Origin of the sequence: Phreatobacter sp. AB_2022a, from assembly GCF_026847585.1 — a bacterium.
In the GTDB taxonomy this organism is placed as follows: Bacteria; Pseudomonadota; Alphaproteobacteria; order Rhizobiales; family Phreatobacteraceae; genus Phreatobacter.
The window spans coordinates 82510-97814 of sequence record NZ_JAPSET010000026.1; the positions used below are offsets into that span (position 1 = coordinate 82510).

Here is a 15305-nt window from a genome sequence, read left to right on the forward strand (position 1 = left end):
CATGCGCGTTCGGGCGTCACGGTACACGAAATCGGCGCCGTCCTTTTTGACCGCGCCGATCCCTGCTCATCCCGGCCGCTCTCCGTGCGCGCCCGGATCGTGTCGTTCCGGCGCCGTCAGGCCGCGTTGGCGCGCTGGGTCGCGAGCGCCCCGATCGCATCGGCGGTGGCCGCCGACAGCGTCCAGCCGAGATGGCCGTGGCCGGTATTGTAGAAGACCCGCGGGTTCCGCCCGCGCATCACCCGCGGCATCATGTCGGGCATCATCGGCCGGAGGCCGGCCCAGGGCACGACCTGGCGCGTGCTCATGCCGGGGAAATGGGCGCGGCACCAGGCGATCAGGGGGCCGATGCGCTCGGCCCGGATGTCCTTGTTGACGCCGTTGAACTCGGCCGTGCCGGCCACGCGGAACCGGTCCGCGCCGAGCCGGCTGGTGACGATCTTGGCGCGGTCGTCGAGCAGGCTCGTCCAGGGCGCCGCCTCCCGGTCGGCCGCGTCGATCAGATTGACGGTGATCGAATAGCCCTTGACCGGATAGACGTTGACCCGGTCGCCGGCCTGACGGCCGATGCTGCGCGACATGACGCCGCCGCACACCACCACCTGGTCGAAGCTCTCGATCCGCTCGGGCTCGGCGGCACCGTCGAGCGTCGGCTCGACCGAGCGGCTGGAAATCCGCACGGCAAGATCGGTCGGCACCAGGCCGGTCACCTCGGTCGCCAGCCGCATCGCGACACCCAGCCTTTCGCAGGCCCTGGCGAGGCCATTGGTGAATTTGTGGATGTCGCCGGTGAAGTCCGACGGCGTGTAGAAGCCGCCGTAGAACGCGCCCTTCAGGGCCGGCTCGATGGCGCGGATCTCCCCCAGCGTCACCGCGCGCCGTTCCAGGCCGCCGCGCGCGAGCAGCTGCGACACCCGTGCCGCCGCCTCGAAATCGGCCCTGGTGTGATAGAAATGCAGGATGCCGCGGGTCTCGCAGTCGAAATCGATGCCCTCGTCCCGGGCGATGCGGGTGAGATGGGCCCGCGCCTCGACCGCGAGCCGGGCCGTGGTCACGGTGTTTTCTTCATATTTCGGGATCGCCGCGATGAACTCGGCCATCCAGGACAGCTTGTGCCAGGACGGCGTCGGGTTCACCAGCAGCGGCGCGCCCGGCGTGAACATCCATTTCATGCCCTTCAGCACGGTCGCCCAGCTGTTCCAGACCTCGGCATTGGACGCGGAAAGCTGGCCGCCATTGGCGAAGGAGGTCTCCATCGCCGCATAGGGATGGCGGTCGAAGACCGTGACACGGCAGCCGCGCTTGGCAAGATTGTAGGCCGTGGTGATGCCGGTAATGCCGGCGCCGATCACCGCCACATGGGAGGGTTTCGTCGAAATCATAGGCGCTCCTTCCCGCATCATGCGGGTTCGAACGCCCCCTCTGTCATTGGCCTGAGAGCTTCACCGGCGCTCATGCATTGAGCGGCGACTTACACCATCGGCGGGAGCATGCGGCTCCACTTTTCAGAGTCTGACTTCGGACACGGTCTTTTTGCCTGAGAGTTTCCGGGGCGGTTGCTCCGTCGGCGCCGTCCCACGCGAGGCGGGTCGATCTCTTCCGTGTTGGCGACAAGCAATGCCGTCGTCGCGGCGCAGCTGTCAAGAGCGTGCCGCCGCGGTGTCGCGCGACATGCCTAACGGCCGTCTGGCCGATGGACCGCGGCGTCATATTCTGCCAGATGGGACCGGGGCACCGGCGGCATCCGGCGCGGGTGCCCGGATTTTTGCGCTCGCCGCGTTGCGGGTTCGGCCGTCAGGCGCATGCCGCGGCCGACAGGCACCAGGCGCTGCGAGCATCATTGAAGCCCGTCCTTTTCATCCGATCCGCGGCATCACGTCAGCCATCGCCAACCCGAAAGTCTCCCCGCATGTCCGCCCTGGCCACCGAACCCGATCTCGTCTTCCCCGTGCCGACGCCCCCCGAGCCGGGCGCGGTGCTGGAGATCGCGCCGGGCATCCTCTGGACGCGGCTGCCACTGCCCTTCCGGCTCAACCACGTGAACATCTATCTGATCGAGGACGGCGACGGCTGGGCCGTGCTCGATACCGGCATCGACGACCAGGTGACCCGCGACGCCTGGGAGGCGCTGGTCGCCGGTCCGCTCAAGGGCCGGCGTCTGACGCGCCTGATCGTCACCCATTTCCATCCCGACCATATCGGGCTCGCCGGCTGGCTCGCCCGCCGCTTCGACATGCCGCTGCTGACCAGCCAGACCTCCTATCTGAGCTGCCTGAACATTTCGCTGAAGCCCAATGCGCTCGACGCCAAGCTCTACCGCGACTTCTATCTCAGCCACGGGCTCGGCCAGGAGCTGACCGAGCTGGTCGCGACCCAGGGCAGCGAATATCTGCACATGGTCTCCGACCTGCCCGGCACCTTCCTGCGCCTCGTCGCCGGCGACCAGCTGAGGATCGGCGGGCGGGTCTTTGCGGTCCGGTCCGGCGACGGCCACGCCGCCGAGCAGATCATGCTGCATTCGGCCGAGGACAAGGTGCTGTTCGTCGCCGACCAGGTGCTGGCCAAGATCACGCCCAATGTCAGCGTCTGGGCAGTCGATCCGCATGGCGACCCGCTCGGCCTGTTCCTGCGCAGCCTGCGGCTGCTGAAGGCCGAGATCCCGCCGGATACCCTGGTTCTGCCCGGCCACCAGCTGCCCTTCATCGGGCTGGACCTGCGCAGCCAGCAGCTCATCGCCCATCATGAATCGCGCTGCGCGGCGCTGATCGCCGCCTGCCGCGACAAGCCGCGCTCGGCCGCCGAGCTCATCCCCTTCATGTTCACGCGCAAGCTCGACGCCCACCAGACGAGCTTCGCCTTCAGCGAAGTGCTGTCCCACGTCAACTACACGCTCAACCAGGGCGAGCTGGTGCGCGCCGGCCTCGTCCGCGGCGTCGAATATTTCGCCGCGCCGCGCTGAACCGGGCCGAAACGGCGGCGCTCGCGACGGCCGCGGCTTTCTTCGCGCAAATTGCTGTTCTCGTTCGGCAATTTGCCGGAGCTCAGAGGGCCGGGCGTGCCGGCGTCCGGGAGCGCCGGCAAGCGGCATGGCAGCCGTGCAAATCGGCGCCTTCCGCCGCGGCTTCGGAACGCCTTGGTCTGTCGGACCATGAGGCTTTCGGAGATGTTGGGCCGGCCATGACGGCATCGTCGGACACCATGCCAGCGGCGCGCCGGGGCGAGGCGGCGCTGCTGACGCGCGTCTCGATGGCCCATCTGGTCAGCCATTTCCACATCATGACGCTGCCGGCGCTCATCCCGCTCCTGCCGGCCTATCTCGGCGTCGGCTTCGTCGAGGTCGGCGTCGCGCTCGCCGTCTTCAACATTGTGTCGCTGTTGGTGCAGACGCCGATCGGCTTTCTGGTGGACCGGCTCGGCCCCCGCCGCCTGCTCGTCGCGGCGCTGGTGCTCGGCGGCCTCAGCTTCCTCTCGGTCGCCGCGACCGGCAGCTATCCGCTGCTGCTCGTCGCCATGGCCGCCGCAGGCCTTGCCAACGGCGTCTACCACCCCGCCGACTATGCCCTGCTCTCCGCCGGCATCGACGGCGAGCGCATGGGCCGCGCCTTTTCGGTCCATACCTTCGCGGGCTTTCTCGGCACCGCCATCGCTCCGGCCGTGCTGCTCGGCATTGCCGCGGTCTCGCATGTCGCAGCCGCCTTCGCCGCCTCCGGCCTCATCGGCCTTGCCGTCGCCGCCCTGCTCCTGACCGGCCGGTCGATGCAGCCGGCGCCGGCCCGGCCCGCGCCGGCCAAGGCCGGCGACAGGGCGGGCGGCGGAACCGGCCTGTTCACGCCGGCCGTCCTGTCGCTCACCGCCCTCTTCGTGCTGCTCAACCTCAGCATGGGCGGCGTCCAGAACTTTTCGGTCGCCGCCTTCGTCGCCGGCTACGGCCTCGAACTGGCGCTCGCCAACACGGCGCTGACCGCCTTCCTGTTCGCGAGCGCGCTCGGCGTGCTGGCCGGCGGCACGCTGGCCGACCGCACGAGCCGGCACGGCCAGCTCGCGGCGATCGCCTTCCTCGCGACCGCCGCCCTGGTGGCCCTGGTCGCCCTCGTCCGCATGCCGCCGGTGCTGCTGGTCGCCGTCATGGGCCTCGCCGGCTTCCTCGCCGGCGTCATCACGCCCTCGCGCGACATGATGGTGCGCGCGGCCGCCCCGCCCGGCGCCGAAGGCCGTGTGTTCGGCATCGTCTCCACCGGCTTCAATGTCGGCGGCGTCGCCGGCCCCCTGCTCTACGCCGGCCTGCTCGACCACGGCTATCCGCAGGCGGTGTTCGCCACCGCCGTCGTCTTCATGCTCCTGACCGTGGCTCTCGCCTGGATCCAGGAACGCGGCGGCTGGCCGGCCGGACGCTGACCGGCCGGCCGGCCCGCTCAGGCATGTTCGGCGGCCAGCGCCTGGACGAACTGCCAGGCGGTCCGCCCGGACCGCGCGCCGCGCTGCATCGCCCATTGCAGGGCCTGGCGATCGAGATCGTCCGTCGCGATCCGGATGCCGTGATGGGCGGCATGGCTTCGCACCATGTCGAGGAAGCCGTCCTGGTCGACGACATGGAAGCCGAGCGAAAGGCCGAACCGGTCCGACAGCGACACCCGCTCTTCCACCGCCTCGCCGGGATTGATCGCGGTCGCCCGCTCGTTCTCGACCATTTCGCGGGCCAGAAGATGCCGCCGGTTGGAGGTCGCATAGAACACGACATTGTCGGGCCGCCCGGCTATGCCGCCGTCGAGCACGGCCTTCAGCGACTTGTAGGCCGCCTCGCCCGCATCGAACGACAGATCGTCGCACAGGATGATGAACCGGCGCGGCGTAGCCGCCTCCAGCAGACTGAGCAGGTCGGGCATGGTGCCGATATCCTCGCGCTGCACCTCGACCAGCGCGATGGCGGGCGTGCCTGCGGGCCGTTCGGCATTGACCTGGGCATGCGCGGCCTTGACCAGCGACGACTTGCCGGTGCCGCGCGCGCCCCAGAGCAGGGCATTGTTGGCCGAGCGCCCGGCAGCGAAGGCCCGCGTATTGGCGAGCAGCGCCTCGCGCTGGTGCTCGATCCGCTGCAGCAGGCCGATATCGGTCCGGGAGATGCGCGGTACGGGCTTCAGGCGGCCGGCGCCGGCCAGCCAGAGATAGCCTTCCGCGGCCTGTTCGAGGCCGCTCGCGGGCGCCGGCGGCGCCAGGCGCTCGAAGGCCTCGGCGATGCGCAGGAGGAGATCACGGTTGCTGGGGTCGTTCATCGCGATGGAGCCTGTTGTGTCGGATAGCCACCGCCGGCGGCAGGCGCGGGCACGCAGGCGCCGGCGGACTTGGCGCAATAGCCCGTCGCTTCGGCGTCAGTCTCTCGCTAGAATGACATCGACTATCGCGTTTGGGACATGATGGACACGCGCGAAACACGCCATCTCGGCTATCACGCGACGGAGCGCCCGGTCGCGGCGATGGAGATCGACTATCCCGCGGGCAGTTCGACCGGCCTGCATTCGCACCCGCGTGGCCAGCTGCTTCATGCCATCGAGGGCGTGATGATCGTCCGCTCGGCCGCCGGCTCCTGGGTCGTGCCGCCGAACCGCGCGGTCTGGCTGGTGCCGGACCTCGAGCACGAGGTGCGGATGTGCGGCGCCGTGAAGATCCGCACCCTGTTCGTCGATCCCGCCGCGGCACCGCATCTGCCCCGGGCCAGCTGCGTGCTGGCGGTCTCGCCATTGCTGCGCGAACTGATCATCGCCGCCATCACGGTGCCGCTCGACTACGCGCCCGGCACCCGCGACGAGCGCCTGCTGCAGCTCGTGCTCGACGAGCTGCGCGAAGTCGCCGTGCTGCCGCTGCATCTGCCGCTGCCGCGCGACGCGCGGCTCCGCACGATCTGCGCGGCCCTGACCGCGCATCCCGCCGACACGACAACCGCGGCGCAATGGGCCGGCCGGCTCGGCATCGCCGCCAAGACGCTGCACCGGCTGTTCGCGAGGGATACCGGGCTCACCTTCGGCCAGTGGCGCCAGCAGGCGCGCCTCATCTTCGCACTGGAACGGCTCGCCCGGGGCGCCAGGATCATCGACGTCGCCTTCGATGCCGGCTACGCCAGCCAGAGCGCCTTCACCGCCATGTTCCGCAGGCATTTCGGCCAGCCGCCAAGCGTCTTTTATGAAACGCCTGGGACAGGAATGGCTTAGAGTCTGCGCAATCCTGGGCTGCTGGGATTTGCACCAGGGTCAGCCAGGGTTCGAGGCTCGCTGCGCTCGCACCTCACCATGAGGGATCGAGAGCATTGCAGCAGCGACGGTGCTGGACGCGCGCCAAACGTACCGCTCCATCAGAAACCCTGATGCCGTTCTCCACATTCCTCATGGTGAGGTGCGAACCGCAGGCGAGCCTCGAACCACGGCGACCTTCAATGCAGGGCACGCCCGGCCGCAGTCTCCCCCACCGCCGCGTCGACCCGATCTCAGATCGGCGCGACTCCGACGGTCATGCCGCCGCAGACATAGAGAACCTGGCCGGTGACGAAGGAGGCTTCGTCGGAGAGGAAGAACGCGACGGCGTGGGCGATGTCCTCGGGCTGGCCGAGCCGGCGCACCGGCACCCCCTCGATGATCGCCCGCGTGCGCGGGCTGTTGTGCGGATTGGCGCTGCGGAACAGCTCCGTCTCGATCGGCCCGGGCCCGATCGCATTGACCGTGATGCCGAGCGGGGCGAGTTCGAGAGCCCAGGTGCGGGTCATGCCGATCACGCCCGCCTTCGTCGCCGAATAGGCCGTGCGCAGCTCCTTGCCGAGCGCCGCGCGGCTCGAAATGCTGACGATGCGGCCCCTGCCCGCCTGCTTCATGGCCGGCAGCGCGGCCTGGGCGCAGAGCATGTTGCTGCGCAGATTGATCGCGACGACGCGGTCGAGATCCTCCGCCGTCGTGTCCTCGAGCGTCGCCGGCGCGGCGATGCCGGCATTGTTGACGAGCCAGAGAATGTCATGGCGCGCCGTGATCTCGGCGAGCGCCGCGCGCGTCTCGTCGAGATCGGTCAGGTCGGCCTTGACCCAGCGCGCCGGCGCATCCGCGGCCCCGGGCTGCCGGTCGAGATTGATGACGGGAATGCCGCGGCGGGCGATGCGCGCGACGATCGCCGCGCCGATGCCCTGGCTGCCGCCGGTGACCAGCGCTGCCGCGCCTCCATGGCCTGTCGTCATGCGTCTTTCCTCCTGGCGGCCCGCTGTCGCCGCGCGCCCTTCGTCATCAGCCGTAGTTCAGCGCGAGGCCCGGCCGTCGCCACGGCAGCGCGACGAGCCGACCGGACGAGGACAGGGTGATGAAGGCGGTCTTCAGATCCTTGCCGCCGAAGCAGATATTGGTGGTCCAGCGGTCCGGCATGGGCACGTGCTCGACGGTGCCGCCATCCGGCGCGATGATGGTGATGCCGCCCTCCACGAGCGTCGCGACGCAGATATGGCCCTCGGCGTCGACCGCGAGCGAATCGAACATGCGGTAGCCGCCGAGGCCGGCGACGAGGCGCCCGCCATGCGGCGAGGGAAACGGCTGGCGCCGGATCTCGCCGGGCGCGACGATGTCGAAGGCCCAGAGCCGCGCCGTCTGCGTTTCCGCGACATAGAGCGTCGCGCCGTCGGGCGAGAGCCCGATGCCGTTCGGGGTCATCAGCGGAAAGGCGAGCTCCTTGACGGCGCTGCCGTCGGCGCGGGCGTAATAGACAGCGCCGCGATCCATCTCGCGCGCCCGGACCTTGCCGAGATCGGTGAAATAGAAGCCGCCGTCGGCATCGAAGACGATGTCGTTCGGGCCCTTCAGCGGCCCCTTCTCGGTTTCCGTGTAGAGCACCTCGACAGCACCGGTGGCAAGGTCGACCCGCTCGATCCGGCCGCCGCTATAGTCGTCGGCCTGGGCCACCGGCCGATAGCCGTTCGGGTCGCCCGGCTCCGTCCACTTGAAGCCGCCATTGTTGCACAGATAGGCGCGGCCGTCGGGCCCGAGCGCCAGGCCGTTCGGGCCGCCCCCCGGCGTCGCGACGATGCTGACGGCGCCGTCCGGACCGACCCGCGTCAGCGTGCCCCGGCCGATCTCGACCAGCAGGATCGAGCCGTCGGCCATGGCCACCGGCCCTTCCGGAAACATCAGTCCATCGGCAAGCTCGCGCACAAGCTCGGTCATGGGCGCCTCCCTGGCAGATCGTCATCGCAACACGAAAGCGGGAGACGGCCTAGACCGGATTTTTCATGGCCGTCATGGCGCGGCGGCCCGCAGCGCGCGAAGGCCCACCGAACGTCGCGCGCCACACATTGGAATGATTATAATTCAATAGATTTTTCAATGACTTGCCTGATGACGCACGACGCCATAGGGTGCGCCACCCGTCAGCCCGCCATGGACAGACCCCGTGATTGCATCCGACCATCCCGCGCCCCTCGAACCGCAGAACGCGGCCACCGGGCCGGTGCTCGCCGTCTCCGGTCTCACCACGGCCTTCCGGCGCGAGGGCCAGTGGCATTCCGTCGTGCGCAACCTCGCCTTCGAGGTGGCGCCGAAACAGACGGTCGCCATCGTCGGCGAGTCGGGCTCAGGCAAGAGCGTCACCGCGCTCTCGATCATGCGCCTGATACCGCCGCAGAGCGGCCGGATCGCGGGCAGCATCCGGCTGGCCGGCCAGGAGCTCCTGACCCTTTCCGACAAGGCGATGCGCCAGGTGCGCGGCAATGACGTCGCGATGATCTTCCAGGAGCCGATGACCAGCCTCAATCCGGTGCTGACCGTCGGCTTCCAGATCGCCGAGGCGCTGATCTATCACCATGCCATGCCGCGCGCGGCGGCCGAGGCCGAAGCGATCAGGCTGCTCGACAAGGTCCGCATTCCCTCGGCCGCGAGCCGCTTCCACGACTATCCGCACCGCCTGTCGGGCGGCATGCGCCAGCGCGTGATGATCGCCATGGCGCTCGCCTGCCGGCCGAAACTGCTCATCGCCGACGAGCCGACGACCGCCCTCGACGTCACCATCCAGGCCCAGATCCTGGAACTGATCAAGCTGCTGCAGGAGGAGGACGGCATGTCGGTCCTCTTCATCACCCACGACATGGGCGTGGTCGCCGAGATCGCCGACCGCACCGTCGTCATGTATGGCGGCGAGGCGGTGGAGACCGGCGACACCGCGCGGATCTTCGCCGCGCCGGGTCATCCCTACACCAAGGCGCTGCTGTCGGCCGTGCCCCGGCTCGGCTCGATGACCGGCCGCACGCGGCCGATGCGCTTCCCCGTCGTCGACAAGACGACCGGAGAATCGGATGTTCCGGCCGAAACGCCCGACACGGTCGCCGCGGCCGCCCGGCCGATCCTCGAAGTGGCCGGGCTCACCACCCGCTTCGACATCACCTCGGGCCTGTTCGGCCAGGTCACCGGCCGCGTCCACGCGGTGGAGAACGTATCGTTCAGCCTGCAGGCCGGCGAGACGCTGGCCCTCATCGGCGAGTCCGGCTGCGGCAAGTCGACCACCGGCCGCTCCATCCTGCGGCTGATCCAGCCGAACAGCGGCGCGGTCCTGGTCGACGGCGAGGATGTCCTGGCGATGGATTCGAAAGCCCTGCGCGCCATGCGCCGGCGCATGCAGATCGTCTTCCAGGATCCTTTCGCCAGCCTCAATCCGCGCATGTCGGTGCGCGCGGCGATCGCCGAGCCGCTGCACGCCCATGGCCTTGCGAACCGCGCCGAGGCCGATGCGCGGGTGGCCGAGCTGCTCGTGCGCGTCGGCCTGACCCCGGCCATGGCCGACCGCTACCCGCACGAATTCTCCGGCGGCCAGCGCCAGCGCATCTGCATCGCCCGGGCGCTGGCGCTCGAGCCGAGGCTGATCGTCGCGGACGAGGCGGTCTCCGCCCTCGACGTCTCGGTCAAGGCGCAGGTGGTCAATCTCATGCTCGACCTGCAGGCCAGCATGGGGCTCGCCTATGTCTTCATCTCGCACGACATGGCGGTCGTCGAGCGGATGAGCCACCGCGTGGCGGTGATGTATCTCGGCGAGATCGTCGAGATCGGGCCGCGCGCCGCTGTCTTCGGCGCCCCCCAGCATCCCTATACGCGCAAGCTGATGGCCGCCGTACCGATCCCCGATCCGGCGCGGCGGACCGGCCGGCGCGTCGTGTCGAACGACGAGATCCGCAGCCCCGTGCGGCCGGCCGACTATGTGCCGCCGGCGCGGCAATATCGCGAGGTCTCGCCCGGTCATGTCGTGCAGGTTTGGGGCGAGGAATGGGACAGGCGCTGAGCCTTCCCGCATCCCGCCTCAGCCGCGGCGGCGATTGACCCCATGGGCCGGCACGCCGGTCTGCTCGAAGCAGATCCGGGCGAGCGCGGCCACGCCTTCGCGGATGATCTCTTCCGTCGGCAGCGCGAAACAGAGCCGCATGTGGCTTTTCGCCGTCTCCGGCGCGCAGGCCCATTCCGGTCCTGGATTGAAGGCGAGGCCGGCATCGAGAGCCGTGCCCGCGAAACGCCGGACATCGACATGATCGGGCAGCTTCAGCCACAGGAAGATGCCGCCCTCGGGCACGAACAGCTCGGCCGCCGTACCGAATTCCTGGCCGAGCGCGTCGATCAGCACGTCGAGCTTGCGGCGCAGCGCCGTCCGCAACGGGCCGAGATGGGCCTCGAAATGGCGCTCGGCATATTCGGCCACCACCATCTGCTCGAGCGCGCCGGATCCGGCATCGGTCTTGGTCGCGAGGATGCGGCCCAGCACCGGCCAGTCGGCGACGATGTAGCCGACACGCAGGGCCGGCGCGAGCGACTTCGAGAACGAGCCGATATGGACGACGCGCGCGGGATCGAGCGCATAGAGCGCGGGCGGCCGCCTGCCGGTCCAGACCAGGTCGGCATAGCATTCGTCCTCGAAGATCGGCACGCCGAACGCGCGCGACAGCGCGATGAGCCCATGCCTGCGCTCGAGGCTGAGGATGCTGCCGGTCGGGTTCTGAACGGTCGGGATCGTATAGATGTATTTCGGCGTGACGCCCTCGGCCTTCAGGTCCTCCAGGATCTGCCGGAGCGCGTCGATCCTCAGTCCGCCCTCGTCGAGCGGCGCGCCGACGACGCGGGCGCCGAGCTTCTGCACCTTGGTGATCGCGCCGCCATAAGTGAACTCTTCCAGGATCACCGTATCGCCCGGCGCGACGAAGAGATTGTTGACGAGGTCCATCGCCTGCAGCGACCCTGACGTCATCAGCACATCGTCGGCACTGCAGGTGATGCCGCTCAGGCGCTTCAGCTTGGCCGCGACGAAGGCGCGCAGCCGCGCGTGCCCCTGCGGCGCCTCGCCGAGATTGTACATGCCGAGCAGCCGGCCGCTGTCGCGCAGCACGGCTGCCGCGGCCTCGGCGAGGGCGTCGGCCGGCACCTCGCTCGGATCGTTGTGGCCGTAGACGAAATTATAGCGCGGCAGGCCGGCGAAACGCGGCGCGGGGTCGGGAAGGCCCGCGCGGAACAGGCCGGTCAAGGCAAAGGGCCGATCATCCATCCAGGCAGTCCTTCCCCTGTCGTGATGGGGCGTCTCGCGCGCCCGCTGCGACGATTTGCGGCCGGGGAAAGCCGCAATGCAAGGCCGCCGGCGCGGGAGCCGCCCTGCGGCGGGCGCAGGCTCAGGCAGGCCCTGCCCTCAGCCCGTCGAGCAGCGCGCGGAAGGCACGGACGGCCTCGACCGAGGTGGCCTCGGGATCGGCGGCATTGGCGATCCAGAGCGCCGCCTGCAGCATCGCCCCGTTGAGGAGACGGGCAGTCGCCTCCGGATCGACCGGCCGGATGACGCCGCTCGCGGCCAGTTCCGCAAGCCCCGCCGACATCGACCGGATGCAGCCGCTCTGGCCGGGCCAGGTCGAGGGATCGCCGAGCACGGCCGGCCCGTCACGCAGCATGATGCGCTGGATTTCCGGCTCCAGCGCCATTTCGATATAGGCGATGCACTCGGCAGCGAAGCCATGCCAGGGATCGGGCGCGTCATGCACGACCTGCTGGAGCCGCGCGTTCATCTCGGCATCGATCTCGGCGACCACCGCCTCGAGCAGGCCCTTCTTGTCGCCGAAATGGTGGTAGAGCGCGCCACGCGTGAGACCGGCCTCCGCGGTGAACTGGTCCATCGACGCCTCGGCATAGCCGACGGTGCCGAAGGCCCGGCGCGCGGCCGCCACCAGCTTCGCGCGTGTCTCCGCAATCATTTCCCTGCGCGGCCTGTGCGCCATCACGACCTCCGGGTGGAGCGGAGCGCCCGGCGTTTCGCGCCGTGCTCCGATCCCACACATACGGCGCGTATGTGAATTGACATACGCGCCGTATGTCACTAACTAATTCACATACAAAGCGTATGCAACTGCCCATACCTCGATCGAGGCGTCCGTCATGGCCAATCCTTATGTCGATATTTTCCGCGCCCCCGGGACGCGGGCCTTTTCCTTCGCCGGCTTCATCGCACGCATGCCCTTTGCGATGATCACGCTGGGCATCGTCACCATGCTGTCGCAAGCCCAGGGCGGCTACGGCCTGGCCGGCGCGGTGGCGGCGACCTTCGCGCTGACCAGCGCGCTCATCGCGCCGCAGATTTCGCGCGCGGTCGATCGCTACGGCCAGAGCCGCATCCTGCCGCCGGCCACCGCCATGGCGGTGATCGGGCTCGGCGCGCTGATGCTCGCCACCCGCTTCGAGGCGCCGGCCTGGACCTTGTTCGCCTTTGCCGCGGTCGGCGGCTTCATGCCCTCGATGAGCGCCATGGTGCGCGCCCGCTGGACCGAGCTCTACCGGGATACGCCGCGCCTGCGCACGGCCTTCGCTTTCGAATCCGTCGTCGACGAGCTCATCTACATGACCGGCCCGGTCATTTCGATCGGCCTGTCGGTCGCGCTGTTCCCCGAGGCCGGACCGCTGGCCGCGGTGCTGTTCCTGACCATCGGCACCCTGCTCTTCGTGCCGCTGAAGGCGACCGAACCGCCGGTCCATCCCCAGGGCCGCAGCGCCGGGGGCTCGGTGATCCGCCTGAGCGCGATCCGCATCATCACCCTGATCCTGATCGCGATCGGCGCGATCTTCGGCACTGCCGAGGTCACCGCCGTCGCCTTTGCCGAGCAGCAGGGCCAGACCGCCGCGGCCAGCATCGTCCTGTCGATCTATGCGGCCGGCTCGCTGATCGTCGGCCTCGTCTTCGGCGCGCTGAAGCCGCGCCTGCCACTCGCCCGCCAGCTCCAGCTCGCCATTGCGCTCGCGGCGCTGACGACGCTGCCGCTGCTCGTCGTCGGCAGCATTCCGGCCCTGGCACTCGTGCTGTTCCTGGCGGGCGCCGCGGTGTCGCCGACCCTCATCATCTCGATGGGACTGATCGAGCGGATCGTGCCGCCGGCCAAGCTGACCGAAGGCATCACCTGGGCGATGACCGGCGTCGGCATCGGCATGGCGGTGGGTTCGGCGGCGTCGGGCTGGGTCATCGACATGTTCGGCGTCGCCAGCGGCTTCTGGGTCTCGATCGCCTCGGGCCTGGTGGCGCTGGTGACCGTCGTTCTCGGCTATCGCCAGCTCGGCGACGAGGGCGGCCCCTGCGCCGCGGAACCCGCCGCGGCCGGGGCCTGACGACGGGGCGAGGCGTTGCACTATCTTGAGTAGTAACTGTGGATCTGCTTCACTTATATGAAGTAGAGAATCCGCCTATGCCAACGCGAAGAAGTATGCCGCCCTTTACGCTCTCGATCGATCGCACACTTGAAGAACGCAAGGTCGATCTCATTTTCAATCTTTATATAAACCCCGCCGACCAGGACTATCTCACAGCACGTTGGGCATACGGGCATGGGATGTTCCAAAGTTTCTACAGCTTAGCTGGGCAATCCGTCGAAAAATATCTCAAAGCTGCCTTATTACTTCAAGATAAATCGACTATTGACTATCAACACGATCTCAAAGCCCTCTACAAGACAGTCAAAAATATCGATCCGCATCGATGTTTGCCCGAAATGATCAATTTGCCAAAGACAACAGCGATGGGACGCGACGCGTGGCAAGGAAAACGTCTTTTTTCTTTTATTGAATATCTTAGAGAATACGGCTCACCTGACAATCGATATGCTTTCTATGGCACATTCGTGAACGGCCCAATAATACATATATTAGATATTTTATGCCACGCCTTACGACGTCTTATGCGTTGCACAAATTTCGTTAGCGGAGATATATTTGAGTTACGTGACTTACGATTCATACGTGACTATAGGATCCCAGATCCCCAAGATTGGATGCTAGGCTCCAATGAGACTCTCGAAAGACTATTTTCAAATCGATACAACGTAGGAGAAAATGAACAACTAAGAAAAACCTTTCTTGTAATGAATATTGCATTTTCCGATGAAAGAAACGAAGGGGATAGCATTTTCGGAGGGCAACATATTCATCTATCACCGATCTACAATGTGCTGGTTCGCCAACGTGAACTTGATCCCTCCCCCGAAAATCAAGCTGTGATTGACCAATTGCGGCAGTGGGCACGAGAAAAAGTGCAGATGACGAGAGCGATTCGAACTCAACTCGGATACCGCGACTGAACACCGTCAGCATGTGGAAAGATCGAAACGAAAATTCGATCAGAGATTGACTGAACTGAAATTCCACTGATGCGGGGGCATTGGAACGGAACGCACACGCCGGCCCTGATGTTGGCGACCGTCGTTCTCGGCTATCGCCAGCTCGGCGACGAGGGCGGCCCCTGCGCCGCGGAACCCGCCGCGGCCGGGGCCTGACGACGGAGGCGCCGCGGGGCGGGCGGCGCCCGTCCGTCAGCTGCCGAGCTCGGTGAGCCGCGCCAGCGCCGGGGCGAAGCCATTGAGCGAGACGTTGAAGGTCGCGGCCTCGCCCGAGCTCAGCGTCGTCGCCGTGACGATCAGGCGCGTTCCCTTCTTCAGCGCCTCCGTCGCGACGGTCGGCAGCGAGATCGGCACGAGACAGCCGGTCGGGACACAGGTCGAGAAGCGCGCGCCCTGGCCGAGATCCTGCTCGTCGATCTTCAGCTTGACGCCCTGGTCGAGATTGAGCCCGAAGGGCATGAGCAGCAGGCCCTCGGTGCGCATCGTCTGGGGCACGCGCAGCTCGATGGCGAAGGAGCGCTGCCCGGTCTGCTGGTTGCCCTGGCTCTGCTGCATGATGCAGCCCTTGCGGCCCTCGATGATCCGGCAATCCACCGTCCAGTCGCCGAAGGTCTCGTTGATTGCCGTTGCGCCGTTGGGCAGTTGCGCCACCGGCGCGGCACCGATCGGCGCCGCC

Annotated in this window: 13 protein-coding genes and 1 riboswitch; of the genes, 6 read left to right on the forward strand and 7 right to left on the reverse strand. The window is 67.8% G+C overall.

The annotated features are described in order from the left end of the window. Window positions 1–116: 116 nt before the first annotated feature. The gene (locus tag OZ671_RS19080; protein ID WP_268862217.1) at window positions 117–1382 is read right to left on the reverse strand and encodes a D-amino acid dehydrogenase; all 1266 of its coding nucleotides are present in this window, start codon (window positions 1380–1382) and stop codon (window positions 117–119) included. A 133-nt stretch (window positions 1383–1515) separates the two neighbouring features. Further along, window positions 1516–1612: riboswitch (glycine riboswitch) on the reverse strand. Between the two features lie 297 nt (window positions 1613–1909). On the opposite strand from OZ671_RS19080, the gene OZ671_RS19085 reads away from it, so the two are divergent. Then, complete coding sequence (locus tag OZ671_RS19085) at window positions 1910–2959, forward strand: MBL fold metallo-hydrolase (protein ID WP_268862218.1); 1050 nt, start codon at window positions 1910–1912, stop codon at window positions 2957–2959. Window positions 2960–3177: 218 nt separating this feature from the next. Next, window positions 3178–4395: an MFS transporter gene (locus OZ671_RS19090; protein WP_268862219.1), complete on the forward strand. Its 1218-nt coding sequence runs from the start codon at window positions 3178–3180 to the stop codon at window positions 4393–4395. A gap of 17 nt (window positions 4396–4412) precedes the next feature. Here OZ671_RS19090 and OZ671_RS19095 read toward each other — a convergent pair whose 3' ends face one another. Then, complete coding sequence (locus OZ671_RS19095) at window positions 4413–5270, reverse strand: ATP-binding protein (protein WP_268862220.1); 858 nt, start codon at window positions 5268–5270, stop codon at window positions 4413–4415. A gap of 138 nt (window positions 5271–5408) precedes the next feature. Between OZ671_RS19095 and OZ671_RS19100 the strand changes: the two genes are divergently transcribed. Then, window positions 5409–6203, forward strand: a complete 795-nt coding sequence (locus tag OZ671_RS19100) for an AraC family transcriptional regulator (protein WP_268862221.1) — start codon at window positions 5409–5411, stop codon at window positions 6201–6203. 272 nt (window positions 6204–6475) lie between these two features. On the opposite strand, the gene OZ671_RS19105 is transcribed toward OZ671_RS19100, so the two are convergent. Then, complete coding sequence (locus OZ671_RS19105) at window positions 6476–7210, reverse strand: SDR family NAD(P)-dependent oxidoreductase (RefSeq protein ID WP_268862222.1); 735 nt, start codon at window positions 7208–7210, stop codon at window positions 6476–6478. 46 nt (window positions 7211–7256) lie between these two features. Further along, entirely contained in the window at window positions 7257–8183 is a 927-nt protein-coding gene (locus OZ671_RS19110; RefSeq protein ID WP_268862223.1) for an SMP-30/gluconolactonase/LRE family protein, read from the reverse strand. A 283-nt stretch (window positions 8184–8466) separates the two neighbouring features. On the opposite strand from OZ671_RS19110, the gene OZ671_RS19115 reads away from it, so the two are divergent. After that, window positions 8467–10284 carry an ABC transporter ATP-binding protein gene (locus OZ671_RS19115; protein ID WP_328286388.1) on the forward strand — a complete coding sequence of 606 codons (1818 nt, stop codon included), beginning with the start codon at window positions 8467–8469 and terminating at the stop codon, window positions 10282–10284. Window positions 10285–10302: 18 nt separating this feature from the next. On the opposite strand, the gene OZ671_RS19120 is transcribed toward OZ671_RS19115, so the two are convergent. Then, the gene (locus OZ671_RS19120; RefSeq protein ID WP_268862225.1) at window positions 10303–11532 is read right to left on the reverse strand and encodes an aminotransferase-like domain-containing protein; all 1230 of its coding nucleotides are present in this window, start codon (window positions 11530–11532) and stop codon (window positions 10303–10305) included. 121 nt (window positions 11533–11653) lie between these two features. Further along, window positions 11654–12250, reverse strand: coding sequence for a TetR/AcrR family transcriptional regulator (locus tag OZ671_RS19125; RefSeq protein ID WP_268862226.1), 597 nt, complete (start codon window positions 12248–12250; stop codon window positions 11654–11656). A gap of 157 nt (window positions 12251–12407) precedes the next feature. Here OZ671_RS19125 and OZ671_RS19130 point away from each other — a divergent pair, with 157 nt between their 5' ends. Next, window positions 12408–13625 (forward strand): MFS transporter, encoded by a 1218-nt coding sequence (locus tag OZ671_RS19130; protein ID WP_268862227.1) that lies wholly within the window; start codon window positions 12408–12410, stop codon window positions 13623–13625. A 38-nt stretch (window positions 13626–13663) separates the two neighbouring features. After that, window positions 13664–14590, forward strand: a complete 927-nt coding sequence (locus OZ671_RS19135) for a HEPN domain-containing protein (protein ID WP_268862228.1) — start codon at window positions 13664–13666, stop codon at window positions 14588–14590. A 231-nt stretch (window positions 14591–14821) separates the two neighbouring features. On the opposite strand, the gene OZ671_RS19140 is transcribed toward OZ671_RS19135, so the two are convergent. Next, on the reverse strand, window positions 14822–15305 hold a 484-nt coding region (locus OZ671_RS19140), incomplete at its 5' end, for an invasion associated locus B family protein (protein ID WP_268862229.1).